We start from the raw sequence: 26,677 nt of genomic DNA, 5'->3' as shown, positions 1-26,677 counted from the left end.
TCTCCGGCGACGATCACGTCCACGAATTTCCTCCAAGGGCGTCGAGCAGGCGTTCGGCCGCCTCGGGCTTGAGCAGCCCGGCGGCCAGGGCACGGTCGGCGGTGAGCCGGGCCAGGGCGACGTAGGCGTCCGCGGCCTCGGGCGCGGCGAGGATGAGCGCGTCCACGTGCTTGCGCACCGTGCCCGCGTCGCCGCGCACCACGGGGCCGGTCAGCCCCACGAGGCCGAGGCGCAGGACGTTGTCGAGAGCGGCTCCGAGCAGCGGGCCGAGCATCCGCCCGGGATTCTCCACCCCGATCTTCTTGAGCAGCTCCTGGGACTCCGCGATCAGGGTGACCATGTGGTTGGCGGCTCCGGCCAGGGCGGCGTGGTAGAGCGCGCGGTCCTTGTCGGCGATCCAGACCGGCTCGCCGCCCATCTCGATGACCAGGGCCTCGGCCACCGGCCTGAGCCGCTCAGGCGCGGTGACGCCGAACGAGCAGCCGTAGACGCGGCGCAGGTCGTCGTCCCTGCCGGTGAAGGTCATCACCGGGTGGATGGCGAACGGGACGCCGCCGGCGGCGGTGGCGGGCTCCAGCACGCCCAGGCCGTACGCGCCGCTCGTGTGCACGAGCATCTTTCCCCGCAGGCTCACGCCGGTCGCGGCGAGCCCCGCGACCAGGCCGGGCAGCACGTCGTCGGGCACGGTGAGCAGGATGAGGTCGGCCCGGCGGATGACGTCGTCGGGCTGGGAGATGCCCACCCCGAGCCGCTCCGCGGCCCTGCGGCGTGAGGCGTCGGAGACCCCGGCGGCGGCCACGACGCGGTGCCCCGCCTGCGCGAGGGCGGCACCGAGGACGGAACCCACTCGTCCGGCTCCGAGGACCCCGACCGCGAGACGCCCCGGGCGGTCGCTTGTCTCCATCACGTTCCTGTTCACAATCGACGAACCAGGCCCAGTCGACCAGCGTAACGGTCGTGCCCGTGCCCGTCCCCGTCCGGCTCCGCCGCTTGGCCCTCGCGTATCCATCGGGCACCTACGTTAAGGACAAAAACCTATATATGCCGCTATATACGATGAACCGTGGGCGGATTGTAGAACCGCTCGCGGCTTGACAGCAGCCTGTCAGCACGACGGTCATGGGGCATACATCCTTGGTAACGTCCAGTCCCGTGTGGGTCACGTGGCGGGAGGCCATGCATCGAGCGCTCTACGGCGACGACGGGTTCTACATCAGGGAGCGTCCGTCTGGACACTTCCGGACCTCGGTGGGCGCTTCACCCGTGTTCGCCCAAGCGGTGCTCCGCCTGCTGCGCACTGTCGACGACGCGCTCGAACATCCCGGCGAGATCGACCTCGTGGACGTCGGCTCCGGCGACGGCCTGCTGGTGACCCAGGTTCTCCACACGGCGGAGCCCGAGTTGGTCGAACGGTTGCGCGTCACGGCCGTCGACCTCGCCCCTCGCCCGGAGGGCCTGGACGACGAGATCACCTGGTCCGGGGCCCTGCCCGAGAAGATCACCGGGCTCGTGGTCGCCAACGAGTGGCTCGACAACGTGCCCCTCGACGTCGCCGAGCGGACCCCCGACGGCTGCCGGCTGGTGCTCGTCGATCCGCGCACGGGCGAGGAGAGCCTCGGCGACCCGCCCGGCGAGAACGACCTGCGGTGGCTGGAGCGCTGGTGGCCACTCAGGTCGACGGGCCTGCGCGCCGAGATCGGCCGCCCTCGCGACGAGGCCTGGAAGTCGGTGATCGTACGGCTGACGCAGGGGCTCGCGGTGGCCGTGGATTATGCACACCCTGTGGATAACCGGCCGCCCTTCGGAACCCTGGCGGGATATCGGGATGGGGCCTGCGTACCCGCCATACCCGACGGATCCTGCGATATCACCGCACACGTCGCCCTGGACGCGTGCGCGGAGGCGGGCGAGCGGGCCGGAGCGATATCCACAACGTTGACCACGCAACGACATGCGTTACAGGGTCTGGGGGTCAGCGGCAGCCGGCCTCCGCTGAGCCTCGCCGGCACCGATCCCGGGGGCTATCTGAGGGCGCTCGCCCAGGCGTCCCAGGAGGCCGAGCTGATCGACCCCGCGGGGCTGGGCGGCTTCGGCTGGCTCAGCCAGTGGAAACGCTGATCTTGAGCGATTCGAGGCCGCGGATGACGTAGTTGGGCTTCCACGCCGGCTCTTCCGTGAGTTCCATCTTGGGGGCGGCCCTCAGCAGGGCTCCGAACGACTCGATGAGCTCCACGCGGGCAAGGGGAGCGCCCAGGCAGAAGTGGATGCCCGCTCCGAACGAGATGTGCGGGTTGTCCTTCCTGCCCACGTCCAGCCGGTCGGGATCCTCGAAGACCTCCGGGTCACGGTTGGCCGAGCCGAACAGCAGGGCCACCTCGACGCCCTTCGGGATGTCCACCCCGCCGATCGTGATGTCCTCCAGCACCCAGCGCTCGAACATCTGCAGCGGGGTGTCCCAGCGCATCAGCTCCTCGACCGCCGTGGGAAGCAGCGACAGATCGCCGCGCAGCCGTTCCAGCTCGTCCGGGTTGCGGAACAGCGACCACCAGCCGTTGCCCGTGACATTCACGGTTGCCTCGTGACCGGCGTTGAGCAGCAGGACGCACGTGCCGACCAGCTCGTCCTCGGTGAGCCTGTCACCCTCGTCGGCCACCTGGGCCAGCGCGCTGATCAGGTCGTTCCCCGGATCCCTGCGGCGGCTCGCGGCCAGCTCGCGCAGGTAGCCCGCGAACTCCGAGGCGGCGCGCACCGCCGTGTGCTGCGCCTCCACGGACGGGCTGAGCTCGTACATGCCGCAGATGTCGGCCGACCAGGGCCGCAGCAGGTGCCGGTCGGCCTCGGGCACGCCGAGCATCTCGGCGATGACGGTCACCGGCAGCGGCTCGGCCACCTCGGAGAGCAGATCGCCGCCCCCGCGCTCGACGAAGCCGTCGACCAGCTCGCCGGCGATCCGCCGCACGCGCGGCCGGAGCTCCTCCACCATGCGCGGAGTGAAGGCCTTGGACACCAGCCGGCGCAGCCGGGTGTGGATCGGCGGCTCCACGTCGAGCATGCCCGCGCGGATCACCCGCCAGAACGGCTCCTGGAAGCCGGGCTCCGCCTCGCGGCCGAACTCCTCGTGCGAGGCCACGTGCAGGTAGGAGCGGCCGAGCCGTCGATCGCGCAGCGCCGCGTTGACGTCCGGGTGCCGCGCCACGAGCCACTGGCCGGTCGGCTCGAAGAAGCTGACCGGCTCGGTGTCGCGGAGCTCTCGGTAGACGTCGTACGGATGAGCGACGAAGTCAGGATTCCAAGGATCAAATCGCACGAAGTCATCGTAAATGGGATTTGCCCCCACAGCCGACAGCCCGGTTCAGGATTTCGCCACGTCACCGGGCTCGGGAGACTCCTCGTAGCGCTCCCGCAGCTCCACCGGCCGCTGGCGGCCCGCCTTCCTGCGCGCCCGGATGTTGAGCAACTCCACGCCCAGCGAGAAGGCCATGGCGAAGTAGATGTAGCCCTTGGAGATGTGCTGCTCGAAGCCCTCGGCGATGAGCACGACGCCGATCAGCACCAGGAAGGCCAGGGCCAGCATCTTGATACTCGGGTACTTCTCGACGAACCCGCTGATTGGGCCGGCCGCGAAGAGCATGACGATGACCGCGACGATCACCGCTGCGATCATTACACCCAGTTCGTCGACCATACCGACGGCCGTGATGACCGAGTCCAGCGAGAACACGACGTCCAGCAGCATGATCTGCACGATCACCGCGCTGAAGGTCGCGCCCGTCCTGGCGCTGGAGTGACCCGACGCGCCCTCCAGACTGTCGCCGATCTCGAAGGTGCTCTTGCCCAGCAGGAACAGGCCGCCGAGGATCAGGATCAGATCTCGCCCCGATATGCCTTGGCCGAAAAGTTCGAACAGCGGCGTCGTCAGCCGTACGACCCACGACAGGGCGAGGAGCAACGCGAGGCGGCTCACCAGCGCCAGCCCGAGCCCCACCTTGCGCGCACGGTCGCGCTTCTCGGGGGGAAGCTTGCCCGCGAGGATCGAGATGAAGATGATGTTGTCGATCCCCAGCACGATCTCCAGAGCGACCAGGGTGAAGAACCCGATCCAGATCTCCGGGTTGACCACCCAGTCCATGACGATCTCCTCCGGCTAGCGATTCGTCCAGGTCACGACCCCCAAGGGCGGCGGCCGTTCCCCTGTCAACGCGCGGGGATCCGACAAAGTTCGCGAAGTTTCGAGACCCCTCGCACCCCCTTAAGAGGTCGCGGAGACGAGGGGGAACCTGCGTCATAGTCACTCGTAAGTCATGAGTGTCAGCATGACCAGCCCTTTACCTGCCGCGACCGTGCCCGCTCAGCCCGCCCCCCCCCGGTCGGCACGAACGCCCCACACCTTCGCCCAGCGCGGGTCAAGATGAGCCTCGCAGGTCAGCCTGTCGATGTCGTCGATCAGCGCGGGGTGACGTTCGGGGCGTTTTCCGGCCTTGCACTCGGCGATCGCGTCGAGGGCTTCCTTGAGCCGGATCGCCGGATCGGGATCTAGGCCAGAAAGCTCGACAAGCCGGTTGAAGATGGCCACGTCGCCGACTCGCACCCGGACGGTGCGCTCAGGGATGCCGAGCTCGTACAGGCTGATGGTGATCAGATGGATGACTTCGATGTCGGCGCTGCCCGACGGTGTCCCAAGAACCTCCAGCCCGAACTGGGTGAACTGGCGCCGCTTGAGCTCATCCAGGCCATCCATGAGCTCGTTGCGAAAGCACGGCGTGAGGTAGAACAGCTTGAGCGGCCAGACGAATTCCGGTTCTTCGGAGAGCAGACGGCCCAGCCATCGGGTGACCGAGATCGTGCCCTCGGGGATCAGCAGCGCGTCGGTGAGCACCGGTGGAGTGTCGTAGGAGCTGTGGTAGTCGGGGACCTTCAGGTAGAAGCAGCCGCGCTGGTCCCATTCCGGCCACGGAGAGCGGCCGACGACCTCCTCAGAGAAGGAGGAGGCCCGCTCGATCAGCGGCACCTCGATCTGGTCGTAGCCGTGCCGTCGGGCCAGATGGGCAAGCGCACTGGTGACAGCCAGGCGTTTGCGCAGCGGTAACCCGAAGATGTCGCCTGTTCCCCTTAGGGGGAGATTTAGCTCGGTCACGTCGGTCTCCGGCCTGTCAGTCGCAGGGAGTGTTGACGAACGGAGTGTGCGTCATGAAAAAGCTGATCACCATTGCAGCTGCAATGGTGATCATTCGGAGGGGTTCCTACCGTTGACTCGTCCACCGAGGTCGTCAGCTGCAGGGCGTTCCGTACCGGCCGCCCGCGACGATGAAGAAGTCAGCGCATGGCTATCCGGCGTGGCACCACGGTAGCGATCATTTCCGCCGCGATGCGGCGTAGCCAGGACTCCAGGGGGCGGACATGACCGAAGACACCGCGATCGACCCTGTCCGTGGCCTCGTCATCGGTGACGCCTTCGGCCAGACGCTCCAGGAATGCTGGCGTGCTCAGGGAGCGCCCGGCGCTGTGATGGAGCTGGTGGAACGAGACGACGGCCTGCTCATGGCCAGCGACGCGGCCAAATACTTCACTCCTCCCGATCAGCTGGATCGACTTGATGGGTGGGCCTGCCAGCAGGCGGCAGGGCGGGTTCTGGACACCGGCTGCGGTGCCGGCCGCCACGCCCTCGCGCTTGCCGATGCAGGATTCGACGTCGTCGGCATGGACAACTCCCCGGGTGCCGTCACCGTGGCCCGCCGGCGTGGCGTCACCGCCGTCCACGGCTCGCTCTACGAACCACCCCCAGATCTTGGCCGATTCGATACGGTACTGCTGCTGGGCAACAATCTCGGCCTGCTCGGCGGATCCGATCGCGCTCCCCAAGTGCTCATGAAACTCTCCGAACTGGCCCATCCGAACGCCCTGCTGATTGGTAGCGGAACCGACCCCTACGGCACCGACAACCCCGACCATCTCGCCTATCACGAGCACAACCGCAGACATGGCCGGATGGCAGGCCAGCTGCGATTGCGCGTCCGCCACGGCCGCACCGCCACCGAATGGTTCGACTACCTGTTCGCCTCCATCCAGGAACTGTCCGACCTGACGGACCGGTCACCGTGGACGCTCGAACACGCCGAAATCGAGGGCGCCGGATACATCGCTCAACTGCGGAAGACGGCATGACCCACCGAGCGAAGCTGTGACCGGTGTCAGTAATCGGCTCAGCCTTCCAGGTAATGGAAGGTGGGCTTCGGATGCATCAGGAAATCGTGGTGGGAGATGTTCCATGCATAGGCGCCTGCCATGAGGAACTCCACGACGTCACCCGTCTTCAGGCTCACCGGCACGTGCCGCGCCATGGTGTCTTTCGGGGTGCAGAGCTGGCCAACGATCGTGGTCGGTTCTCCCCGCTGTTCGATCGCCATTGGCTGGCTGTGCCCCTTGGTTGCGGGTGTCCTGATGTGGTGCGTTCCGCCCGCGACTACCGCGAATAGCTCGCCGTGGACGCGCTTCACGTCGATGACCTGAGTGACGTACCGCCCGCAGTAGACCGACAAGGAACGGCCCGGCTCGATGCGCAGGATTTCACCCGGACGGCGTAGAGCAGCCAGCCCTTCGCCGTACGTCTTCCAGTCGAAACGAGAAGCGGGATCGGCGTAAGACACGCTCATGCCGCCCCCGAGATTGATCTCAGTCACGCCGAGACTGCGCGCGTAGTCGAGCACAGCGGCGGCTAGCTCCAACATGGCGGGCGCGTCCAGGCCGCTGGCCAGATGAGCGTGGATACCGCGAAGCCGTACGGCGTTCTGACCGGCCAGCATCTCAATGCACTCGGAGATGCCGGCGGGATCCATGCCGAACGGCGTCGCACCGCCCCCCATTGCCAGTGACGCTCCGCTGATCGGGACGTCGAGATTGACCCGCAACAGCATGTCAGCCGACCGGCCCGCGGCGAACAACCGCCGAATCTCGCTGGAGCTTTCGATGTGCAACCTCGTCACATCGGCGAAGAGTTCGGCGTCGGTCTTACCAGGCCCGCCCAGTGCAATTGGCGTCTCGGGGAAGAACTTGCGCACATGGGCAAGCTCTCCCCCTGACGCCACCTCGAAGCCATCGACGTACGGCGCGATTACCTGCAACAGCTTCGGATCGGGGTTGGCCTTGACGGCGTAGTAGACCTCGATATCGCCGAGAGTCGCCCGAATGGTGGCCAGGTGGGTATCAAGGTCGGCGAGGTCGTACACGTAAGCGGGTAGCTCGCCCGCGTCGGCCAGTTCCAAGGCCCGTGCGCGTATCGGCAGTGTGGCTGTCATCGCATCGTCTCCGATCGGGTTGTGTCTGGCCGCACGTCAGGCGAGGGGGAAGGTGTTCTCAACCACCAGGTAGTGAGCTGGTGTGACCGTCGTGGTCACTTCCACAATTCGGTGATCTCCCGTCTTGCCGGCGTGGAAGATATCGAGAACGGTCCGCTCAGGGCTGATCTCCAGAGCTTCGGCTTCGGCGTCGGTGGGAGGCCGGACGACGATGCACTCGGTTGCTTCCGTCTGGGGGTAGCCGAGCTCGGCGAGCGCTGACTTGACGCCACCGATGATGACCGGCCCCGGCTCTTCCAGAACCGTCCCTTCGGCGATGGACAGCGGGAACCACGACGTGTTGAGGCGCATCGGGATGCCGGACGCGAGAAGGCGCCTGCGGCGAACGAGGACATTCTCCTCCCTGCGCGGCAGTCCAAGAGCATCGGCGATGTCGTCCGGCGGAACGGCCCTGTTGGTCGTGATCTCATGCTGCGGTTCGAGCCCGATTGCCCGCACTTCTGCGTCGAAGGCTCCGCGCGCCTGCCCACCCTCGCGCGCCTGGCGGGAGTAGCGCGCTGGCGAGTGCAGCATTGGCGGAATGTAGGTGACCATGGTTCCCCTCCCTTGACGAGGGCGGATCATGCCCTCTGCTGCAAGTACCTGCATTGCTCTGTTGACCAAGCTTCGCGATGCGCCGTACCGCTCGGCAAGCACCGGCTCAGCCGGAAGGACCGTGGCAGGCGGGTAAACGCCCTTCACGATCTCTTCTCGGATCTGGGCTGCGATCTGGCGGAAGCCCAGCTTGCTCGGGTGGCTCATTTCCCTCTTTTCGGTCCGCTAGAAACGCCAAACGTTTGATGTTTGTTGACACCCGGCCCTCACAGATACATCATCGGGATATCGACAAACGTTTGGCGTTTTGCTCGGCAGCATACCTGCCGAGTCGAGCGGAAGTCGAACAGCCAGGCGCGGCCATGTCGCCAAACCTGGGCCCGCGCCCTGGCACCCCTTCAAGAGAGGCGTTCTCATCATGCCCAAGACTGACCTGCGGTCCATCACCAACGAGTCCGCATCCGGCGCTGCTGTCCTGGAGCTGTCACTGGTGGCCATGACTATGAGCGAGCCGGCCGTAGCGCCGCACGCCTATGAGATGACCACCGAGCGCATCACCAAGTTCCGGCCGTCGCTGGGGAAGCTGGGGGCGTGGGTAAAGCAGGGCACCGAGCGACTGGACGGGGATGTCGCGGTCTGGTGGCGGGACTACCAGACCCGTCGGCTGAACCTGCGCACGGCCGGTAGGGGCGAGCCGCTGTCCCCGCGGGAGCGGGTCAAGCTCCGCCGCACAGGCGAACAGGCACCCCGCCAGCACGAAATGCGCGTGGACCAGGTGATGGAACGCGGGCTGTGGCCTGACCGCCGCCGCGAGCAGTTCGCGCACGCGAAGGGTGCGATCCGATGAACAATCCTAGGAACGTCCTAACCCGGCCCACGCCCCGGTTCGTCCGTATCCGGCACCGCGCCGAGACCCCGCCGAAGCCTCTCGGTTGCCGGTGGTGCGGACATCCGCCGTACGCACACGACGCGGCCAGCCTCCCATACCGCCGTCACCACCAGTGGGAGCACCCCACCAACGCCCAGATGGGCGCCCGCCTGGACGCGCGCCGCCGCCTCGGCCTGTGCGGTGGCTTCCCCGCCCCAGCGCCGCTACGGCCGCTGAAGGTCCACCCGCCCGGCGTCGGCCCCCGCCACGTCGGCCCCACTCGGCCGGTCACCGTTCTCCCGGCCCCGAAACGCGACTGCTCACCGGACACATCTTCCTCGAGGGACTGGCACGAGCCGTACCGGCGTGGAGCAGTGGCATGAGCCGGGCACGAGGACGGCATGCTCCCGATGCGCCCGCCGTCGACGTCGCCCCAAAGCGTTGGGACCAGGCCAAGCAGGCGGCCGCCGTCCAACTCGACCAACTGGAGCCCGGCTGGCACGTCATGTACGGCACCTGGAACCGCCGGTTCTACGCGATCGCCCTCTGGTCGTGCGAGCCGCTGATGATCAACTCGCACACCCTCGAGGGATTGCGCGAGCTCATGCGTCAGTCCGAGCTCGAAGTGATCCATTCTCCGGGGAGGGCAGCATGACCAGCTGCGACGAGCACGAGCGCGAGCCCATTAGGAATGACGACGAGCCGCGCGACCCATACGGCATGCCCACGACCGCACGGATTTCCGTGGGCGGCTACTTTCCCGGCGCCATCAGTCGGCGCCTTTCGCTCCCCGGGTCGGCTCCGGCCCTACCGGCACAACGCCGGGCCATGAGCGGAGTACCGCGACTGGACCCCGACAACGTCGATGATGAGCCGGTGCTGTGGACGTGGGACGCCGACGATCTGGGCGGGCGCGGAGTTCGTGGCGTGACGGACACGTCCGTCAGGGCGCGCAGAGCGCTACTGGCCGCCTTGCACACCATGCCCGATCGTGGCCGGGGGACAGTCCGCCCGGCGCGGTTGGACCTCTTCGCCTACCCCTACCCGTGCTACCGGTACGGGCCCATCCTGGTGCGCGCTAACCGGGACCATGCCAGCGGCGCGATCGTCTTCCACCATGGCGAGGAGCGATGCGGTTGAGCCGACCCGATGCCGGGCGTGTGACCGAGCACCTGCGCCACTATGGCCGTCCCCTCGCGTGTTCCCTCGTGGAAGAGCTCCTGTGCGGCTGTTGCGTCACCGTGGGTTCGCCACCCTCGAAGCCCTTGGCTGCCGGGTTGACGAGCATGAGGAGCTACCTCGCCGGTACTGCGGGTCCGAGGTGACGCCATGATCGAGCCGGAGCGAATGTGCCGCAAGTGTGTACGCCCGCTGAGCCGGTACAACACCGATGATGTGTGTGGCCCGTGCGCTGCGGACGCTCGACCGGTACCAGCGGAGGTGTGGACCCTTCCTGATATCCGTGAAGCGCTTGCTTCATGGGATCTTGTCGCCGTATGCACGTTGATCCGCGAGCATACCGGGATGAGTCAGGAGAGACTGGCGGAGCTTATCGGGCGATCTCAGTGCTATGTGTCTCAGCTCGAATCGGGGACCCGGCTGGCCAGCGGCGTGACGATGGTACGCGATCTGGTTGATGGCCTGGGCATTCCCACCGAACTTCTCGGTGGCGAAGGCCCGTCATAACTCGGCGTTACTGGCCGCTGCGGTGGTGTTCACCGGTTGCGAGATCCCGGCTGCTAAATGGTGAACACCACCCGGCAGGAGCGGTGACTGCCAGTGCTGCCTGAGAACGGCTCGGGGCGTGGGGCTTGTCACGTTGCGGAGGCGGGGGGAGGTTGGGTTATAGTCCCCGTAGGTCATGAGTGTCAGCGTCAAGCCCCGGCTCGCTGACCGGCAACCCTCGCGCTCGCGGCGGGGTGCCCCGGGTGAGGACCAGGTCTGGTGCGAGGTGCGCCAGTCAAGCGCGGGCTCCGTCATACCAACGCCATGGCCGGGGTCCCATGACCCTAGGAGGCCGGCGTTGTCCGCACTCACTGTCCTGAATCCCGTCGTTTCCGGCTCGGACGCCTCCGGCGGCTCCAGGCCCGGCAGTGCTTTCCAGGGCGAGGCGGCGGGACGTACCGCTCCGGCCATCCCCGCCGTGCTCGGTGGAGATCTGGAGGTCCCGGTCAAGGGCGGCGGGCTCGTGCGGTACGCCAACCTCGACTACGCGGCGAGCGCCCCCTGTCTGGAGCCGGTGAGCGCCGCGGTCGCCGCCGCGCTCCCGGCCTATTCCAGCGTTCACCGGGGAGCCGGGTACGCCTCGCAGCTCACCACGGCGCGCTACGAGCAGGCCCGGCACACCGTGCGCGCCTTCGTCGGCGCCCGTCCCGGTGACGCCGTCGTGTTCACCCGCAACACCACGGACGCGGCGAACCTGCTGGCCCGTTGCCTGCCCGAGGGCACCACCGTCGTGGTCTTCGAGACCGAGCACCACGCGTCCCTGCTCCCCTGGCCCGAGGCGGTACGGCTGGCGCCCCCGCGGTTCCCCGGCGAGGCGGTCCGCGCGGCGGACGAGACCCTGGCGGCCATCGAGGGACCCAAGCTCCTGGTCGTCACCGCGGCCTCGAACGTGACCGGCGAGCTGTGGCCGATCGCCGCCCTGGCCCACATCGCCCACCGGCACGGCGCGCGGATCCTCGTGGACGCCGCGCAGCTCGTCCCCCACCGCCGGCTCAACCTGACCGCGCTCGACCTGGACTACGTGGCGTTCTCCGGGCACAAGCTCTACGCGCCGTTCGGCGCGGGCGCCCTGATCGGCCGGGCCGACTGGCTCGCCCAGGCCGAGCCGTACCTGCGCGGGGGCGGCGCGTCGAAGGCCGTCACCGGAGGCGCCGGGCAGGGGCTGCCGCTGGACGCCGAGTGGAGCGCGGACCCCGAGCAGCGGCACGAGGCCGGCACGCCGAACGTCCTCGGCGCCGTCGCCCTGGCCGCCGCCTGCGACGCCCTCTCGGCCACCGGCTGGACGGCGTTGATCAGGGAGGAGGAGCGCCTCGTCGAACTGCTGCGCGACGGCCTCGCCGCGATCGCGGGCGTCCACGAGCTGTCGCTCTGGGGGCCCGCCCACCCGCGCGTCGGCATCGTCTCCTTCGTGGTCGAGGGCTGGACCGCCAGGGAGGTCGCCGAGACGCTGTCCGCCGAGTACGGCATCGGGGTGCGCGACGGCAAGTTCTGCGCCCATCCCTTCGTCAGGCACCTGCTCGACGCCGTCGGCCAGGCCGCCGACGGTTCGTGCGCGGACGGCACCGCCGGGGCCGTACGGGCGTCCATCGGCATCGGGACGACCGAGGAGCACGTCCGCCGCCTGGTCACCGCCCTCTCGGATCTTGCCTCACGCCGCTGACGTGACAGCATGGGGTTTATGACCGAACCTCGCGGAGCTGGCACCGGAGGCGCGCGCACCGAACGGGTCGTGGGGATCGGGGCCGGGGCCAAGGAACTGGCCACCGAGGACATGATCCTCAACATCGGCCCCCAGCACCCCTCGACCCATGGTGTCCTGCGCCTTCGGCTCACCGTGGACGGCGAGCGCATCGGCAGCGCCGAGCCGATCGTCGGCTACATGCACCGTGGCGCCGAGAAGCTCTTCGAGGTCCGCGACTACCGGCAGATCATCGTGCTGGCCAACCGGCACGACTGGCTGTCGGCCTTCGCCAACGAGCTGGGCGTCGTCCTCGCCGTCGAACGCATGCTGGGCATGGAAGTGCCGGTCAGGGCGGTGTGGGCGCGCACGCTGCTCGCCGAGCTGAACCGCGTGCTCAACCACCTGATGTTCCTCGGGTCGTATCCCCTGGAGCTCGGCGCCATCACGCCCGTGTTCTACGCCTTCCGCGAGCGAGAGACCCTGCAGGCCGTCATGGAGGAGATCTCCGGCGGGCGCATGCACTACATGTTCAACAGGGTCGGCGGCCTGAAGGAGGACCTCCCGTACGGCTGGCTCGACCGGGTCGCCCAGGCGGTCGCCGACGTGCGCAGGCGGCTGCCGGACATCGAGAACCTGATCTCCGGTAACGAGATCTTCCTCGCGCGCACCCGGGGGGTCGGGGTGCTCGACCGCGAGACGATCATGCAGTACGGGGTCAGCGGGCCGATCGCCCGCGCCTCGGGGGTCGATCTCGACCTGCGCCGCGACGAGCCGTACCTGGCCTACGGGGAGCTTCCCGTCAAGGTGGTCACGCGCTCGGCGGGTGACTGCCATGCCCGTTTCGAGGTGCTGCTCGACCAGGTGAAGGTCGCGCTCGACCTCGCCGACGCGTGCGTGGAGCGCCTGCGGTCGCTGCCGCCCGGTCCCATCAACCAGCGGCTGCCCAAGGTGCTGAAGGTGCCCGAGGGCCACACCTACGCCTGGACCGAGAACCCGCTCGGGCTCAACGGCTACTACCTGGTGTCGCGGGGCGAGAAGACGCCGTGGCGGCTCAAGCTGCGCAGCGCGTCCTTCAACAACGTGCAGGTGCTCAGGGAGATGCTTCCCGGCCACCTGATCTCGGACATGGTGGCCATCCTCGGCTCGATGTTCTTCGTCGTCGGCGACATCGACAAGTGATCTTTTTTCGGGGTTTCTCACCACGAATCTCGCGAGACGCGTTTAACACCGTCGATCTCGTGAAGGAACAACATTGCGTAAAGGGACAGGGATCAAGGGATTAAGGGTGGCTCCTTGCAGAGCGGGGCCCGGCCTCGGGGCCGGGCCCCGCTGGTCGTCCTCAGTCCTTCGCGTCGTCGTCGGGGCGCTTGGGCACCCGGCAGCAGTGCTCCAGGAACAGAGCCGCGCAGACGAGCACCACACAGGAGATCAGCGAACCGCCGGCGAGGAAGAAGTCACGCCGGGGGGTGTCCTGGTCGAGCAGCGGGACGACGTGGAAGACGAAGCCCGCGAACACCCCGGCGAACGCGGCTCCCACGTAGGCGGACGCCTTGGCCAGCGCGGCCAGCCGGGCCACGGCCAGCGGCTCCACCGGCTTGGTGCCGGGCCTGCGTTCGATGCGGGCCCGGGTCATCCACCCGCTGTACGCCTCGCCGACCGCCAGGATGAGCACTGTCGGTATGGCGGTCCACGGCACGGTCGGCAGATCTGAGTAGACCTTCTGCAACACGGCCCACGTCAGGACCGTGAAAGCGACCACCAACAGGACGAGCACGCCGGGACGGCTCGGTTTCACGCGATCCTCCTCTTGTCTCCCCACCGCAACCCGCGGACCCCTCGTGCGCCGGCCGGCTGCCCGCGGAGGGTGGTGGGCTCCCGACCGGCCTGTCCACAGGCCGGGGACGGATCGTGCCCCGACCGGCCGGCCACGGGCCTCGGGCGCCCGTCAGCCGGGGGGCTGCAGGGCCAGGTCGGCCCGTAGTCGCACGCCGCTCTGGTCGAGGTCGGCGAGCAGACCGGCCACCGACCCCCGCCCGGGAAGCACCGCCCCTGGATCGGCCTGCGACCACGGCACCAGCACGAACGCCCGTTCGTGGGCCAGAGGATGCGGGAGCGTGAGCTCGGGGTCGTCGGAGAGCAGGTCACCGACCATGATCAGGTCGACGTCGAGGGTGCGCGGACCCCACGGCTCCAGGCGGACCCGGCCGAAGGCGGTCTCCACGCTCAGCGCACGCTCCAGGATCGCCTGGGGGCCCAGCGTCATGGTCTGCCCGATCACCACCGCGTTGAAGTACGGCCGCTGATCGGGCGGTCCGCCCACCGGGTCGGTCTCGTAAACCGGGGACACCGCCACGAAGTCGAGCCCGGGGGCGTCGAAAAGCGCGTCAACGGCACCTTGAAGCGTGTCGAAGCGGCGGCCGACGTTGCTGCCGAGCGCCAGAACGACCTTCATTAGCGCCTCCTCCTCACTGTCACGATCACGTCGTCGAAGGGAAGCGGGATCGGCGCGGCGGGCTTGTGCACCTTGACCTCCACCTCCTCGACCAGCTCGTTGGCGAGGCACGCGCCCGCCAGGCGCTGTGCCAGGGTCTCGATCAGGTTGACCGGCTCACCCTCGACGATGCCTGCCAGCCGGACGGCGAGCTCGCCGTAGTCGACGGTCTTGGCCAGGTCGTCACCGGCGGCGGCCGGGGCGGTGTCGAGGAAGAGCGTGATGTCGACCACGAACTCCTGGCCCAGCTCGCGCTCGGCGGGCAGGCAGCCGTGCCGCCCCCGCGCCCGGAGCCCCACCAGGCTCACACTGTCACGCGGACCCGTCTCGCCGGGGATGGTCATTCGTCGTCCTCGTCGTCGTCATCCTCGCCCTGGAGGACGGGGGAGCCATGGTGGAACCAGAGCCGCCAGCCCGCCTGGGTCCTCACGAAGGTGTTGGTGGCGACCACCCGGCCCGCCGCGAAGGTGGCGTCCTCGGTGTCGGCGGCGGTGAGGATGTTCTCCGCGCAGGTGAGCACCGCGACGTCGCCGATCACGGTGGTGCGGACGTCGGTCAGCACGAACTGGATATAGGGCGTGTTCGCCATGATCAGCGCCCACGAGCGCAGTACCTCGGGCCGGCCGCTCAGCATCGGCCAACCGGGATGGACGCACATCGCCACCCGGCCCTCGCCGTCGTCGGCCCAGATCTCGGTCATGCGGTCGAGGTCGCCGCTCTCGATCGCGGTGTAGAAGGCCTCGTTGAGCTTCTCGATCTCCGCTGCCGTCGTGCTCATAGAACCCCCTCCCCCTCTCGCCAGGCCGCCGCGACACGCACGGCGTCGGCGTTGGAAGGCACGTGGTGCACCCGCACGCACCAGGCGCCGGCGTGGGCGGCCAGTGCGGTGACAGCGAGCGTGGCGTCGTCGGACCGGCCGAAGGGCCTCGGGGTGCCATCGGGGTCGGCCAGCAGGCGGCCGAGGAAGCGCTTTCGCGACGCTCCGATGATGATGGGGTAACCAAGCTCGCCCAGCCTGCCGATGCCGGCGAGCAGGGACCAGTTGTGCTCGGCCCGCTTGGCGAAGCCGAGGCCCGGGTCGACGATGATCTGCCGCTCGTCCACGCCCTCGGCGAGCACGGTGTCGACCCGCTTGCGCAGCTCCTCGGTGACCTCGGTCACCACATCGGAGTAGATCGCGCGCCCGTCCATGTCGTGGCTGTGGCCACGCCAGTGCATCACGACGTAGGGGACGCCGGCCGCCGCCACGACACGCGGCATCGCCGGGTCGGCCAGGCCGCCGCTGACGTCGTTGACCAGGCTCGCGCCCGCGCTCACTGCGGCCTCGGCCACCTCGGCGCGCATGGTGTCGACGCTGACCGTGACACCCTCTTCCGACAGGGCGCGGATGACGGGCGACACGCGCCGCAGCTCCTCGGCCAGGGAGACCCTGGCCGCGCCCGGCCGGGTGGACTCGCCGCCCACGTCGACGATGTCGGCTCCCTGCTCGACCAGATCGAGGCCGTGGCGCACGGCCACCTCGGGGTCGAACCACTCGCCGCCGTCGGAGAAGGAGTCGGGGGTGACGTTGACCACGCCCATGACCAGGCAGCGCCCTTTGTCGGGCACGCCTGGCACCCTCCATGTGGTGGTCATGGCGTCAAGCCTAGGTGCTCCCCAGTGACGATCTGTGCCATGGGTCCGGCTTGTGGATAACGAATCGGATCGACGCACCCGGAGGATCGTGCCCCGGCTCAGCGGCGGCCGAGGATCAGGGCCATCGCCTCGGCGCGGGTCCTGTCGCTGTCGCGGAAGTCACCGCGGACGGCCGACGTGATGGTCTTGGCACCCGGCTTCCGCACGCCCCGCATGGTCATGCAGAGATGCTCGGCCTCGATCACGACGATGACGCCGCGCGGCGCGAGCACTTCCATCAGCGCGTCGGCGATCTGCGACGTCATGCGCTCCTGGACCTGCGGGCGCCTGGCGTAGACGTCGACCAGCCTGGCCAGCTTGGACAGGCCGGTGATCTGCCCCTTGGCGTTCGGCACGTACCCGACGTGGGCGACGCCGTGGAAGGGGACGAGGTGGTGCTCGCAGGTGGAGAACACCTCGATGTCCTTCACCAGCACCATCTCGTCGTGGTCGGCGTCGAACACGGTGGTCAGGACGTCCTCGGGGGCCTGCCCCAGCCCGGCGAACTGCTCGGCGTACGCGCGAGCGACCCGGGCGGGGGTGTCGAGCAGGCCGTCCCGGTCCGGATCCTCGCCGATCGCGAGAAGGATCTCACGAACGGCCTTCTCGATCCGGTCCGAGTCGACCTTGAGCGGAGTCGCACTCACCTGTCAGGCCTCGTCCTGAGGCGCCGGGTGATGGTCGTTGTGCAGCAGGGACCCGGGAGCCGCCTGGTTGCCGACGGGAAGCGCGGTGCCGTTGCCGTTGCCCGCGACCTCCTTGGGCGTGAGGATCGGCGGCCGGTCGGAGGGAAGCCGCTTGCCGTACCCGGAGTACGACGGACGCTTCTCCCTGACGACCACGGGAGCGAAGATCTCGACGACCTGCTGGCGGGAGAGGGTCTCCTTCTCCATGAGCTCGAGCACGAGGTTGTCTAGCACGTCGCGGTACTGGACGAGGATCTCCCAGGCCTGGTCGTGGCCGGCCTCGATCAGGCGGCGGACCTCCTCGTCGATCGTCGAAGCGATCTTCTCGGAGTAGTCGCGCTCGTGGCCCATGTCACGGCCGAGGAAGACCTCGCTGTTGCCGGTGCCGAACTTGCGGGCTCCGAGGTGCTCGCTCATGCCGTACTCGGTCACCATGCGGCGGGCGATGGAGGTGGCCTTCTCGATGTCGTTGGCCGCGCCCGTCGTGGGCTCGTGGAAGACCAGCTCCTCGGCGGTGCGCCCGCCGAGCAGCATCGCCAGCTGGTCGAGCATCTCGGACCGGGTGGCGAGGAACTTGTCCTCCATGGGGAGCGTCATGGTGTAGCCGAGGGCCCGGCCACGGGACAGGATCGTGATCTTGTGTACCGGGTCGGAGTTGGGCAGGGCGTGCGCGACCAGGGCGTGCCCGCCCTCGTGGTAAGCGATGATCTTCTTTTCCTGGTCGGACATGACCCGGCTCTTGCGCTCGGGACCCGCCATGACGCGGTCGATGGACTCCTCAAGGGTGTTCATCGTGATGAGCTTCTGGTCCTGGCGGGCGGTCAGCAGCGCCGCCTCGTTGATCACGTTGGCCAGGTCGGCGCCCGTGAAGCCAGGCGTGCGGCGGGCGATGACGTCGAGGTCGACGTCCTGCGCGAACGGCTTTCCCCGCCCGTGGACGCGGAGGATGCCCTTGCGGCCCTCCAGGTCGGGCCGGTCGATGACGACCTGGCGGTCGAACCGGCCGGGGCGCAGCAGCGCGGGGTCGAGGATGTCGGGCCGGTTGGTCGCCGCGATCAGGATCACGCCGCCCTTGACGTCGAAGCCGTCCATCTCGACAAGGAGCTGGTTCAGCGTCTGCTCGCGCTCGTCGTGGCCGCCGCCGAGGCCCGCGCCGCGGTGCCGTCCGACGGCGTCGATCTCGTCGATGAAGATGATCGCCGGAGCGTTCGCCTTGGCCTGCTCGAACAGGTCGCGCACTCGGGAGGCGCCGACACCGACGAACATCTCGACGAAGTCGGAACCGGAGATCGAGTAGAACGGCACGCCGGCCTCACCCGCGACCGCACGGGCCAGCAGGGTCTTGCCGGTGCCGGGCGGGCCGTACAGCAGCACGCCCTTGGGGATCTTCGCACCGATCGCCTGGAACTTGGCCGGGGCCTGCAGGAACTCCTTGATCTCCTGGAGCTCCTCGATGGCCTCGTCGGCGCCCGCGACGTCGGCGAAGGTGGTCTTGGGAGTGTCCTTGGTGATGAGCTTCGCCTTGGACTTCCCGAAGTTCATGACCCGGGAGCCGCCGCCCTGCATCTGGTTCATGATGAACAAGAAGAGAAGGACGATGATGACGATCGGGAGGAAGCTCACCAGCAGACCGACGAGGAAGTTCTCGGTCGGCACGGTGACCTTGTATCCGCCGGGCAGCTTGCCCGCCTCGACCTGGGTCTGAAGCTGCTTCTGAAGCTCGACGCCCTGCCCCTGGACCCAGTACGAATAGAAGCGATCCTCGCCGCCGATCTTCTGGGCGGTCTTGATCTCTATGCGCTGGTCCTTGTCAACGATCACCGCGTTGTCGACAGCGCCCTTTTGGATCTGGCTGATGACGAACGAGGTGTCCTTCTGGGCATAGTTGCTGTTGCCGCTCCAGAACGTGGAGGCGAGAAGGAGCAGCACGACGATGCCCAGGATCCACAGCAGTGGCCCACGTGTAAATCGCTTGAGATCCATCCGATGCGGAACCCCTGCGGGCCCGTCCCTTCCTGAACACGGCCTGACGCCCCGGGCGAGCCCGGGGTTAGCGGCATCCCAAACCGCTCCTACTGATCACCCGGAGGTGATCGCACCTCCGAGACCTCCGAAGGTACACCGGGCCGCCGCGCAGGGTCACTGCCCCGGCGACACCGGCTTTGTCCTACCAACGTACGTCAGGCGGTCCCGTGTTCCCCACGACGAGACCGAATAACGCTGTATCGCACCAGTTGACGATCAGAAACTTCGCTCAGGGCTTACTCCGCCCCGTACACATGGCGCGCCAGAGTGCCGATGAACGGCAGGTTACGGAAGCGCTCGGCATAGTCGAGCCCGTACCCGATCACGAATTCGTTGGGGATGTCGAACCCGACGTACTTCACATCGATCGGCACCTTCACGGCCTCCGGCTTGCGGAGCAGGGTGCAGATCTCCACGGAGGCGGGGTCACGCGACTGCAGGTTGTGGATCAGCCACGACAGTGTCAGCCCGGAGTCGATGATGTCCTCGACCACCAGGACATGCCGCCCGGCGATGTCGGTGTCGAGGTCCTTGAGCGTTCTGACGACGCCCGACGACTTGGTGCCCGCGCCGTACGACGAGACGGCCATCCAGTCCATCTGGACCTCGATGTGCAGGGCCCGCGCCAGATCGGCCATGATCATGACCGCACCCTTGAGAACTCCGACGATCAATAGGTTCTTGCCCGCGTAATCCGCGTCGATCTGCCCGGCGAGCTCCTTGATCTTCGCCTGAAGCTCTTCCTCGGGGATGAGGACCTTTTCCAGGTCCATGCCCATGTCGGCTGCGTCCACCTGGGGTTGTTTCCTTCATGAGAGGGTGCTGGCGAATATCAGGGTGCCATACCGCCGGACCACTCCGATCCCCCCGGGTAACTCCACCACCCGCTGGCCGCGCCATTCGGTGATCAGCCGGTCGACCTGTTCGATGTGGACGGCCGCCAGCGCGGACGCCGTCGCGCCCGCCGCGAGGGCCGCCCGCTGGATCACCCGCCGCCGCACCGCGCCGGGCAGTTCCTCCAGCCCGGCGACCGTCAGCCCGGCGCCGATTTCCCTGAGCTCGGCGTACACCTCGTCGGCCCATTCGTCGAGCGCGTCGGCGTCGTCCCTGCACAGAGCCGCCGTACGAGCGAGCGCCTCCGTCACGCCGGGCCCAAGCGCCCGTTCGAGCACCGGGAGGACGTCGTGCCGCACCCGCACCCGGGCGTACGCCGGGTCGGTGTTGTGCGGGTCGTCCCAGGGCACGAGGCCGAGCGCCTCGCACGCGGCCCTGGTGGTGCGCCGGGCGACACCGAGCAGGGGCCGCCGGTAGATCCCCGAGGACGCGGGCATGCCGGATAGCGAACGGGTGCCGCTTCCCCGGGAGAGCCGGAGCAGCACGGTCTCGGCCTGGTCGTCACGCGTGTGCCCCAGCAGCACCGCCGACGCGCCGAGCCGTTCCGCGGCCAGCGAGAGCGCCTCGTACCTGGCGTCGCGCGCCGCGGCCTCAGGACCGCCGGCCCTGCCCACCGTGACGGTGAGGGCCTCGGCAGGCTCCAGGCCGAACCGGCCGGCCAGGCCCGCCACCTCCCGCGCGCGCTCGCGCGAGCCCTCCTGCAGGCCGTGGTCGACGGTCAGGAGCCCGCCGCGCAGCCCCTGCCGGGGCGCGGTGAACCCCAGGCAGGCCGCGAGCGCCAGCGAGTCGCTCCCGCCGCTGCACGCGACCACCACGAGGGAGCCCTGCGGCACGTCGGCGAGCGAGAGCCGTACGGCACGTCGGATCTCCGCCACAGCGGGATGCGGTCCCATGCTCCTAGTGTGGTGCGGCCGGGGCACCCCGCCGACCAGCCGCGCCAGAGTGAGCGCGCCGGGTCCGCCGCGGCCAGGACACCCCCGACCAGCCACCCCGGAGTGAGCGCCTCGGCACGGCCGTGAGCCGGGATGGGCGGCTAGCTAGCCCTGCCCGTTGGCGGCCGGTAGCTCGGGCGCGCGGACGACGCGGGAGATCCACTGCTCGGGATTCTGGATCTCGGCGTGGTTCGGCAGCGTGGCGGGCGAACCCCAGACGCGGTTGAACCCGTCGATGCCCACCTCGTCGACGACCTTGCGCACGAACGCCGACCCCTCGGCGTACTGCTTCATCTTCAGGTCGACGCCGAGCAGGCGCCTGATGGTCCTGTCGAACCGGGAGCCGCCCTCCCTGCGGTGCTGGAACTTCGAGCGGATGTCGGCCACGGACGGCACGACCGAGGGCCCGACGGCGTCCATGACGTAGTCGCCGTGCCCCTCGACCAGCGTCATCACGGCCGTGAGCCGGTCGAGGATCTCCTTCTGCTCCGGCGTCTGGATCGCGTCGATGAGGTTGCCCTCGCCGCCCTTGAGCGCGTCGGCGACGGCGTCGGAGGCGGCGCGCATGCGTTCGAGCAGGGTGCCGAGGTCGAGGTCTGAGGCGAGCAGGAACTCGGTCATCTGCGCGCGGACGTACTCGCGAAGCCAGGTCACTCCGGTGAACTGCACCCGGTGGGTCTCCTCGTGGAGGCAGACCCAGAGCCGGAAGTCACGGGGGTTCACGCCGAGCTCGCGCTCGGTGTGCACGATGTTGGGCGCGACCAGCGTGAGCCGCCCCGTGGGCGCCCGCCCGCTGGGGTCCGGCGGCAGGAACAGCTCGTACTGCCCGAGCACGCGCGAGGCGAGGAAGGCCAGCACCGCGCCGACCTCCACGCCGGTCACGCGGGAGCCGACCGCGCCCACGATGGCGGGGATCTGCGTGCGGCCGGAGCTCATGCGCTCGGTCAGCGGTTCGAGGACGACACGGAAACCTTCGACGTTGGCGCGGATCCACCCGGGACGGTCCACGACAGTGGCCTCCTCGGGCGACGCGGCCCCGTCGATGCGGGCGAACTCCTGCACGTGCCCTTCGGCCTCGCGCGACAGCCGCCTGAGCTCGGTGACAGCGTGCCTGGCCTCGTCCCGGCTCACCTGCGGCCCAGGTCGGACAAGGCGTACACCGGTAGTTACGGCCAGATCCCAGTCGATCACCTGCATGTTCACCACCGTACGTCGTGCGGCGCGGTTATGAGCAACCGCACCCGGAGACGAGTGCGGCCATCCGGTCGAGCGCCGCCACAGCCCCGTCCGGGTCAGGCACGTTGTCGGCCATGAAAGCGAAGGCCACCAACCGGCCGTCGGCCGTCCTGGCGAGACCCGTCAGGGTGTTCACCCCGTTCAACGTGCCCGTTTTGGCCCGTACCACTCCCGCCGCGGCCTTGGTGTCCTGCTTGCCGTACCGGTGGCCGAGCGTGCCGGTGAACCCGGCGATCGGCAACCCGCTGATGAGGGCGTGCAGGCGCGGGTTGGCGGGCGAGGCCGACAGGGCGATCAGGCGGGCGAGCGCGGTGGGCGTGATGCGGTTGCGGGTGGACAGCCCGCTCCCGTCGTAGACGGTGACGCCGTCACCCACGCCGAGCCTCTTCAGCGTCCCCTGGACGGCCTGCGAGACACCGGTGAAGGTGCCCGGCTTGCCCTCCTTGAGCGCGACGAGGTGGGCCAGCGCCTCGGCGACGTCGTTGTCGCTCAAGGTCAGCATGTGCTCGACGAGCGCGTACACCGGCGGTGACTCGACTCTGGCGATCTCCGTGGCGGTCGCGGCCGTCTTGGCCCGCCTGATCGACTTGCCGACCTTGACGCCGTACCTGGCCAGCAGGGAGCCGAACGCCTCGGCCGCCGACCTCGGCGGGTCGGGGTGGCGGGCGGAGCCCCGGGGGTCCTGGCGGCCCTCGTCGATCATCAGAGCGGTCACGGGGGCGACGCTGCCCTCGGGCACGTAGCCCGGCTTCCAGCCCGGAGCGGTGCGCGGGCCCGAGAAGAGCGAGTCGTCGTAGCTGAGGCTGACCGAGGCGACGCCCGCGGCCTTGAGCGCCCTGGCCGTACGGGACGCGAGCGCCACGAGCGAGGCGGACCGAGGATAGTCGGAATCTTTACCGGCTTTTGGCCCGGTGAGCAGGGGATCGCCCCCGCCGACCAGCGTGATCGCGCCTGCCTTGGACTGGACGACGCGCGTGGCCACCCGGGTGTCGGGGCCCAGGGAGGTCAGCGCGGCGACGGCCGTCACGACCTTGGTCGTGGAGGCGGGCGTGACGCCGGTGTCGGCCTTGCTGCCGAAGAGCGTGGTGCCTCCTGCGATGTCGAGGACCACCGCGCCGACGTTGTCGCCCAGCGCGGAATCGCCGAGCGCGTGGGCGAGCCGCGCGGCCAAAGTACCCTTTCCCGGGGGAGATCCACCGGGAGGCGGCGCCAGCACCGGTCCCGCCGTCACGATGGCGACGGGAGCCCTGGTCGGCGGGGCGGCCTTGCCTGGCGGCTTGGCGGTCAGGCCGTCCAGCCCGCCCGCGAGTACGAACGCGCCCATGGCGCAGACGAACGCCTGAAGCAGGGCGAGGGTCGCCACCGCGACCAAGCGCTCGCGCCGCACCACCTCACCGACCTCTTTCCCGCATGCGTCATCCTGGATATACGCCTACGAGACATTAACGCCCGTCCGGGACTACCCGGGGGGCTTGAGCGGAGGAACCGCAGTGGAGTTCGACGTTGTCGTTGAGATCCCTAAGGGACAACGCAACAAGTACGAGGTTGATCACAAGACAGGCCGGATCCGGCTGGACCGCCTTCTTTTCACCTCCACGCAGTACCCCGCCGACTACGGCTTCATCGAGGACACCCTCGGTGAGGACGGCGACCCGCTCGACGCCCTCGTGCTCCTCCAGGAACCGACCTTCCCCGGCTGCCTGATCAGCTGCCGCGCGGTGGGGATGTTCCGGATGACCGACGAGAAGGGCGGAGACGACAAGGTCCTCTGCGTCCCCGCCACCGACCCTCGCATGGAGCACATCCGCGACATCCACCACGTGCCCGAGTTCGACCGGCTGGAGATCCAGCACTTCTTCGAGGTCTACAAGGACCTGGAGCCCGGCAAGTCCGTCGAGGGCGCCAACTGGGTCGGCCGGGTGGAGGCCGAGATCGAGATCCACCGCTCGATCAAGCGCCATCTCGATCACGTCGAGCCCGAAGAGGCCGAGGGACATCCGGTCAAGGGCCAGCACTGACCCTCGCCCGCGTCGTCCCCTTTCATGTGAACCGCCGTCGGCGACCGCCGGCGGCGGGCTCTTGAGAAGCCCGAAGTAAGCACCATGGCGCCACATAATCCACAGCTTCCCCATGGTCACATCGCGCACACGCCCTTTGTCACTTTCTGTAATCAGGCAAGGCGGAACAGGCGCGTTATCCACGGGCGCACGCCGGCGGGCGGGGGGACGGGACCCCGGGGGTAGGTGAAGACGGGCGCCTCACGGCCGTACGCCGCGCGCAGCTCGGCCGCCTTGCACCAGTCGGCGATCGTGCGGCTCGCCGCCCAGGCCGCTCCCAGCGCCGGGCGCGCCTCCGCGTGCCGTTCCCAGATGCGCATCAGCGTCACGGTCGCCTGGGCGGCGGTGTACCCGTCGTCGGGATAGGCGGTGCCGGCGAGATAAGGGGCCGTGACCTGGCCCGCGAACCGGGTGTCGAGCACCCAGGTCCAGTTGGAGACCACCAGGCCGAGCGCGACGTCGGGGATCCCGGCGGCGGCGGCGTACATGAGGTGCTGCCGGGGCCCGGTGAGGCGGCGCCCCGGCCACATCCAGGCGATGTCGCCGGGGACCTGGCCATCTGACAGCCAGGACAGCACGGCCAGGCCCCGCGCCGTCTGCAGGCGGCACAGCTCCAGCACGTCGCGCAGCATGCGCGGCCCCGGATCGAGCCACACCGGCCAGTCGGCGCGGTGAATGCGGGGCACGAGGCCGGTCAGCTCGGGCGCGATCGGGTGCGGGAACACCCTGCGGCCCAGATGCGCGTCGTCACGGACGCTGAACACCGGCCGCCGCGGCCTCGATGGGAGCCTCCTCCACGACCCTGTGCCCCGCGTGACGGTGAGAGAAGCTCGGCGCCGGGGTCGCGGACGGGGCGACGGTGGCGGGCGGCGCGACGGTGGCGGGCGGCGAGGTGGAGGAAGGGGACGGCGCGGGCCGGGTGGACGAAGGACAGGGAGTGGGGACGGGGTTGTGCTGGTGGCTGGGCGTCGGCGCCGGCCCGCCGCTCGGATGCTCCCTCGGCGGCGGGGGAGGCGTCGGCGGGGGCGTCATGGGAGGCGCGGGAACGGTGGGCACGGTTGGCACGATGGTCGGGGCCGCGGGCGGGGTTCCGGCCGGCCGCGAGGTGGGAGAGGACGAGGGCGCCGGCAGCCTCGGGACCGGCGTGGGTGCGGAGCCTGGTGGCTTCGGCAGCGGCGCCGTCGGGATGGCGGCCTTACCTCCGGGCCGCAGGACGGCGACGGGCGCCGCGGCCCCGGGAGAGTGTGCGGCGGCCCCGGGAGAGAGCAGGGGAAGGGCCGGCGCGCCGTCGGCGACGGGCGCCACGGTCTTGCCGGGGCCCGGGGCTTGGGCTCCGCCGGGCGGTGAGCCATGCGTGGGGAAGATGTACGCGCCGCGCGCGAGCGGGTCGTCGGCCTGGCGCAGCGCGCCGGCGAAGACTACGGCGGCGGCGATGATCGCGACCGCCGCCACAGCGCCCGCAAGAGCCTGAGGCCAGCGCCGAGGCCCTTTGGTCTCGTGAACGGGAAACCCGCCGGCATCGAGCAACCCCGTGCGACGTGCGACGAACCGCCGGTAAGGGACCAGCTCGGGGTCGATGAAACAGCTCATCACGCGCACGCGCAGGGTCTCGGGCAGCTCCGCCCGCGGGAGCAGGTCGAAGACCTTGGCCGCGGACACCTGGCGCTCGCGATGGGGGGCGCAGACGGCGCAGTCCTCGATGTGCCGGAGGAGCCGCTCGCGGGTCTCCTCGTCGAGGAAGCCGGAGAGCCCGTCGAGGATGCGCGCCCTTCCCTCGCAGTCGTGCGAGGAGTTCCGCGCGACGATCTCGGTGGTGACGAGGTCCTGCAGGCGCTCGCCGGCGGCCTGGCGGAGGTGGTCGGCCCGTTCGGCCGTGGTCCCGAGCACGGTGGCGAGCTCGTGCTCGGGGATGGCGTGGCGGGTGAGCAGGTCGAGGATCTCGCGCTCTTCGACGGACAGGGCCCCCACGGCGTTCACCGCTACCAGGCGGAGGTCGCCGTCCGGGGCCTCCGGCACCACCGGGGCGCCCGGCACGGTCTCCTCGCCGTCGCCCGGCGGGATGACCGAAAGCCTGCGGAAACACTCCCCTCTTGCCAGTGCGTAGAGCCAGACACGCAGCCGCTCGGGGTCGGCCAGCGCGTGGACGTGCGCCTCTGCCGCGATCAAGGTGTCGCGGAGCGCGACCTGCGCGCTGTCAGAGCTTTCGAGCACGGCACGGGCGTATCTGTAGATGCTCTCGGCATAGGTGTCGTAGAGGGCAGCGAGGGCACCAGGATCGCGGGCGCGGAGTGCCTCGACCAGGACGCTGTCATTCATATAACCGACAGTAAAGGCTTGGTAACTGCTCGCTCCACCGTTTCCCGGACAATGACAAGCGTTGTATTAATATCGTAATGAAAGCCAGCAAGATTGCTCGCGGTCGCCGGCATCTAATATGGCCATCAAATTCGACATATCACCATTAAGTGCGGGTAGCGAAGGAAGCGCAGGTCGGGGGCCTCGCGCCTATTCACCATGCCGCC

General features: G+C 69.0%; 28 protein-coding genes and 1 riboswitch. Of the genes, 9 read left to right on the top strand and 19 right to left on the bottom strand.

What is annotated here, in order from left to right:
• Positions 1-13: 13 nt before the first annotated feature.
• The gene (locus tag ACGFIV_RS12780; RefSeq protein WP_358551760.1) at positions 14-904 is read right to left on the bottom strand and encodes a DUF2520 domain-containing protein; all 891 of its coding nucleotides are present in this window, start codon (positions 902-904) and stop codon (positions 14-16) included.
• A 272-nt stretch (positions 905-1,176) separates the two neighbouring features.
• Here ACGFIV_RS12780 and ACGFIV_RS12775 point away from each other — a divergent pair, with 272 nt between their 5' ends.
• Positions 1,177-2,118, top strand: a complete 942-nt coding sequence (locus tag ACGFIV_RS12775) for an SAM-dependent methyltransferase (protein WP_358551758.1) — start codon at positions 1,177-1,179, stop codon at positions 2,116-2,118.
• Here the strand turns inward: ACGFIV_RS12775 and ACGFIV_RS12770 are convergent.
• From ACGFIV_RS12770 to ACGFIV_RS12760, 3 genes are all read right to left on the bottom strand, one after another.
• Positions 2,099-3,307 carry a cytochrome P450 gene (locus tag ACGFIV_RS12770; protein WP_392834446.1) on the bottom strand — a complete coding sequence of 403 codons (1,209 nt, stop codon included), beginning with the start codon at positions 3,305-3,307 and terminating at the stop codon, positions 2,099-2,101. The genes ACGFIV_RS12775 and ACGFIV_RS12770 overlap by 20 nt on opposite strands.
• 45 nt (positions 3,308-3,352) lie before the next feature.
• Positions 3,353-4,129, bottom strand: a complete 777-nt coding sequence (locus tag ACGFIV_RS12765; protein WP_358551754.1) for a TerC family protein — start codon at positions 4,127-4,129, stop codon at positions 3,353-3,355.
• Positions 4,130-4,348: 219 nt separating this feature from the next.
• Entirely contained in the window at positions 4,349-5,134 is a 786-nt protein-coding gene (locus tag ACGFIV_RS12760) for an ATP phosphoribosyltransferase regulatory subunit (RefSeq protein ID WP_392834442.1), read from the bottom strand.
• Between the two features lie 263 nt (positions 5,135-5,397).
• On the opposite strand from ACGFIV_RS12760, the gene ACGFIV_RS12755 reads away from it, so the two are divergent.
• Positions 5,398-6,162, top strand: a complete 765-nt coding sequence (locus ACGFIV_RS12755; RefSeq protein WP_358551750.1) for a class I SAM-dependent methyltransferase — start codon at positions 5,398-5,400, stop codon at positions 6,160-6,162.
• 38 nt (positions 6,163-6,200) lie between these two features.
• On the opposite strand, the gene ACGFIV_RS12750 is transcribed toward ACGFIV_RS12755, so the two are convergent.
• On the bottom strand, positions 6,201-7,292 hold the full coding sequence (locus ACGFIV_RS12750) for an alanine racemase (RefSeq protein ID WP_358551748.1): 1,092 nt from the start codon (positions 7,290-7,292) through the stop codon (positions 6,201-6,203).
• A gap of 36 nt (positions 7,293-7,328) precedes the next feature.
• Positions 7,329-8,093 carry a GntR family transcriptional regulator gene (locus tag ACGFIV_RS12745; protein WP_358551746.1) on the bottom strand — a complete coding sequence of 255 codons (765 nt, stop codon included), beginning with the start codon at positions 8,091-8,093 and terminating at the stop codon, positions 7,329-7,331.
• Positions 8,094-8,304: 211 nt separating this feature from the next.
• Here ACGFIV_RS12745 and ACGFIV_RS12740 point away from each other — a divergent pair, with 211 nt between their 5' ends.
• The 6 genes from ACGFIV_RS12740 (at position 8,305) to ACGFIV_RS12715 (ending at position 13,339) form a co-directional block, all read left to right on the top strand.
• Positions 8,305-8,733, top strand: a complete 429-nt coding sequence (locus ACGFIV_RS12740) for a hypothetical protein (RefSeq protein ID WP_358551744.1) — start codon at positions 8,305-8,307, stop codon at positions 8,731-8,733.
• A 400-nt stretch (positions 8,734-9,133) separates the two neighbouring features.
• Entirely contained in the window at positions 9,134-9,409 is a 276-nt protein-coding gene (locus ACGFIV_RS12735; protein WP_392834436.1) for a hypothetical protein, read from the top strand.
• 173 nt (positions 9,410-9,582) lie between these two features.
• Positions 9,583-9,894: a hypothetical protein gene (locus ACGFIV_RS12730; RefSeq protein ID WP_358551740.1), complete on the top strand. Its 312-nt coding sequence runs from the start codon at positions 9,583-9,585 to the stop codon at positions 9,892-9,894.
• Between the two features lie 189 nt (positions 9,895-10,083).
• On the top strand, positions 10,084-10,440 hold the full coding sequence (locus ACGFIV_RS12725; protein WP_358551739.1) for a helix-turn-helix transcriptional regulator: 357 nt from the start codon (positions 10,084-10,086) through the stop codon (positions 10,438-10,440).
• Between the two features lie 171 nt (positions 10,441-10,611).
• Positions 10,612-10,727, top strand: a riboswitch (SAM riboswitch).
• 161 nt (positions 10,728-10,888) lie between these two features.
• Complete coding sequence (locus ACGFIV_RS12720; RefSeq protein WP_392834485.1) at positions 10,889-12,139, top strand: aminotransferase class V-fold PLP-dependent enzyme; 1,251 nt, start codon at positions 10,889-10,891, stop codon at positions 12,137-12,139.
• A gap of 18 nt (positions 12,140-12,157) precedes the next feature.
• On the top strand, positions 12,158-13,339 hold the full coding sequence (locus ACGFIV_RS12715; RefSeq protein WP_358551738.1) for an NADH-quinone oxidoreductase subunit D: 1,182 nt from the start codon (positions 12,158-12,160) through the stop codon (positions 13,337-13,339).
• A 160-nt stretch (positions 13,340-13,499) separates the two neighbouring features.
• Here the strand turns inward: ACGFIV_RS12715 and ACGFIV_RS12710 are convergent, their stop codons facing one another.
• The 11 genes from ACGFIV_RS12710 to dacB form a co-directional block, all read right to left on the bottom strand.
• Positions 13,500-13,955 (bottom strand): DUF3180 domain-containing protein, encoded by a 456-nt coding sequence (locus ACGFIV_RS12710; RefSeq protein WP_358551736.1) that lies wholly within the window; start codon positions 13,953-13,955, stop codon positions 13,500-13,502.
• A 150-nt stretch (positions 13,956-14,105) separates the two neighbouring features.
• Positions 14,106-14,612, bottom strand: a complete 507-nt coding sequence (gene folK / locus ACGFIV_RS12705) for a 2-amino-4-hydroxy-6-hydroxymethyldihydropteridine diphosphokinase (RefSeq protein WP_358551734.1) — start codon at positions 14,610-14,612, stop codon at positions 14,106-14,108.
• Complete coding sequence (gene folB / locus ACGFIV_RS12700) at positions 14,612-14,995, bottom strand: dihydroneopterin aldolase (RefSeq protein ID WP_358551732.1); 384 nt, start codon at positions 14,993-14,995, stop codon at positions 14,612-14,614. Before folB ends, folK begins: the two co-directional genes overlap by 1 nt.
• A complete protein-coding gene (locus tag ACGFIV_RS12695; RefSeq protein ID WP_358551730.1) occupies positions 14,992-15,429 on the bottom strand; it encodes a nuclear transport factor 2 family protein in 438 nt (145 codons plus the stop codon). Before ACGFIV_RS12695 ends, folB begins: the two co-directional genes overlap by 4 nt.
• On the bottom strand, positions 15,426-16,286 hold the full coding sequence (gene folP / locus ACGFIV_RS12690; protein WP_358551728.1) for a dihydropteroate synthase: 861 nt from the start codon (positions 16,284-16,286) through the stop codon (positions 15,426-15,428). Before folP ends, ACGFIV_RS12695 begins: the two co-directional genes overlap by 4 nt.
• Before the next feature lie 98 nt (positions 16,287-16,384).
• On the bottom strand, positions 16,385-16,972 hold the full coding sequence (folE, locus tag ACGFIV_RS12685) for a GTP cyclohydrolase I FolE (protein WP_358551726.1): 588 nt from the start codon (positions 16,970-16,972) through the stop codon (positions 16,385-16,387).
• Between the two features lie 3 nt (positions 16,973-16,975).
• Entirely contained in the window at positions 16,976-18,994 is a 2,019-nt protein-coding gene (ftsH, locus tag ACGFIV_RS12680) for an ATP-dependent zinc metalloprotease FtsH (RefSeq protein WP_358551724.1), read from the bottom strand.
• 278 nt (positions 18,995-19,272) lie between these two features.
• Complete coding sequence (gene hpt / locus ACGFIV_RS12675; RefSeq protein WP_358551722.1) at positions 19,273-19,830, bottom strand: hypoxanthine phosphoribosyltransferase; 558 nt, start codon at positions 19,828-19,830, stop codon at positions 19,273-19,275.
• Positions 19,831-19,845: 15 nt separating this feature from the next.
• On the bottom strand, positions 19,846-20,823 hold the full coding sequence (gene tilS / locus ACGFIV_RS12670) for a tRNA lysidine(34) synthetase TilS (RefSeq protein WP_358551720.1): 978 nt from the start codon (positions 20,821-20,823) through the stop codon (positions 19,846-19,848).
• Between the two features lie 144 nt (positions 20,824-20,967).
• Positions 20,968-22,059, bottom strand: a complete 1,092-nt coding sequence (locus ACGFIV_RS12665) for a zinc-dependent metalloprotease (protein WP_358551718.1) — start codon at positions 22,057-22,059, stop codon at positions 20,968-20,970.
• Between the two features lie 28 nt (positions 22,060-22,087).
• A complete protein-coding gene (gene dacB, locus ACGFIV_RS12660; protein ID WP_392834424.1) occupies positions 22,088-23,485 on the bottom strand; it encodes a D-alanyl-D-alanine carboxypeptidase/D-alanyl-D-alanine-endopeptidase in 1,398 nt (465 codons plus the stop codon).
• 103 nt (positions 23,486-23,588) lie between these two features.
• Here dacB and ACGFIV_RS12655 point away from each other — a divergent pair, with 103 nt between their 5' ends.
• Complete coding sequence (locus ACGFIV_RS12655) at positions 23,589-24,116, top strand: inorganic diphosphatase (RefSeq protein ID WP_358551049.1); 528 nt, start codon at positions 23,589-23,591, stop codon at positions 24,114-24,116.
• Between the two features lie 152 nt (positions 24,117-24,268).
• Here the strand turns inward: ACGFIV_RS12655 and ACGFIV_RS12650 are convergent, their stop codons facing one another.
• Both ACGFIV_RS12650 and ACGFIV_RS12645 read right to left on the bottom strand, forming a co-directional pair.
• Entirely contained in the window at positions 24,269-24,919 is a 651-nt protein-coding gene (locus ACGFIV_RS12650) for a hypothetical protein (RefSeq protein WP_358551047.1), read from the bottom strand.
• On the bottom strand, positions 24,903-26,471 hold the full coding sequence (locus ACGFIV_RS12645) for a hypothetical protein (RefSeq protein ID WP_358551045.1): 1,569 nt from the start codon (positions 26,469-26,471) through the stop codon (positions 24,903-24,905). The genes ACGFIV_RS12650 and ACGFIV_RS12645 overlap by 17 nt, the downstream gene beginning before the upstream one ends.
• Between the last annotated feature and the right edge of the window lie 206 nt (positions 26,472-26,677).

The organism is Sphaerisporangium sp. NPDC049003 (assembly GCF_043197795.1).
GTDB lineage: Bacteria > Actinomycetota > Actinomycetes > Streptosporangiales > Streptosporangiaceae > Sphaerisporangium.
Note: the sequence above shows the minus strand (reverse complement) of the source record. Positions and strands in the feature narration are given on the sequence as shown.

Bases quoted from the DNA above. Each gene is read 5' to 3' on its own strand.
- folP (WP_358551728.1), bottom strand. From the start codon at position 16,286: ATGACCACCACATGGAGGGTGCCAGGCGTGCCCGACAAAGGGCGCTGC.
- ftsH (WP_358551724.1), bottom strand. From the start codon at position 18,994: ATGGATCTCAAGCGATTTACACGTGGGCCACTGCTGTGGATCCTGGGC.
- ACGFIV_RS12780 (WP_358551760.1), bottom strand. From the start codon at position 904: ATGGAGACAAGCGACCGCCCGGGGCGTCTCGCGGTCGGGGTCCTCGGA.
- ACGFIV_RS12735 (WP_392834436.1), top strand. From the start codon at position 9,134: ATGAGCCGGGCACGAGGACGGCATGCTCCCGATGCGCCCGCCGTCGAC.
- ACGFIV_RS12740 (WP_358551744.1), top strand. From the start codon at position 8,305: ATGCCCAAGACTGACCTGCGGTCCATCACCAACGAGTCCGCATCCGGC.
- ACGFIV_RS12755 (WP_358551750.1), top strand. From the start codon at position 5,398: ATGACCGAAGACACCGCGATCGACCCTGTCCGTGGCCTCGTCATCGGT.
- ACGFIV_RS12730 (WP_358551740.1), top strand. From the start codon at position 9,583: ATGAGCGGAGTACCGCGACTGGACCCCGACAACGTCGATGATGAGCCG.
- ACGFIV_RS12750 (WP_358551748.1), bottom strand. From the start codon at position 7,292: ATGACAGCCACACTGCCGATACGCGCACGGGCCTTGGAACTGGCCGAC.
- ACGFIV_RS12725 (WP_358551739.1), top strand. From the start codon at position 10,084: ATGATCGAGCCGGAGCGAATGTGCCGCAAGTGTGTACGCCCGCTGAGC.
- ACGFIV_RS12775 (WP_358551758.1), top strand. From the start codon at position 1,177: ATGCATCGAGCGCTCTACGGCGACGACGGGTTCTACATCAGGGAGCGT.
- ACGFIV_RS12665 (WP_358551718.1), bottom strand. From the start codon at position 22,059: ATGCAGGTGATCGACTGGGATCTGGCCGTAACTACCGGTGTACGCCTT.
- ACGFIV_RS12645 (WP_358551045.1), bottom strand. From the start codon at position 26,471: ATGAATGACAGCGTCCTGGTCGAGGCACTCCGCGCCCGCGATCCTGGT.
- ACGFIV_RS12715 (WP_358551738.1), top strand. From the start codon at position 12,158: ATGACCGAACCTCGCGGAGCTGGCACCGGAGGCGCGCGCACCGAACGG.
- folK (WP_358551734.1), bottom strand. From the start codon at position 14,612: ATGAAGGTCGTTCTGGCGCTCGGCAGCAACGTCGGCCGCCGCTTCGAC.
- ACGFIV_RS12695 (WP_358551730.1), bottom strand. From the start codon at position 15,429: ATGAGCACGACGGCAGCGGAGATCGAGAAGCTCAACGAGGCCTTCTAC.
- ACGFIV_RS12765 (WP_358551754.1), bottom strand. From the start codon at position 4,129: ATGGACTGGGTGGTCAACCCGGAGATCTGGATCGGGTTCTTCACCCTG.
- tilS (WP_358551720.1), bottom strand. From the start codon at position 20,823: ATGGGACCGCATCCCGCTGTGGCGGAGATCCGACGTGCCGTACGGCTC.
- folB (WP_358551732.1), bottom strand. From the start codon at position 14,995: ATGACCATCCCCGGCGAGACGGGTCCGCGTGACAGTGTGAGCCTGGTG.
- ACGFIV_RS12745 (WP_358551746.1), bottom strand. From the start codon at position 8,093: ATGAGCCACCCGAGCAAGCTGGGCTTCCGCCAGATCGCAGCCCAGATC.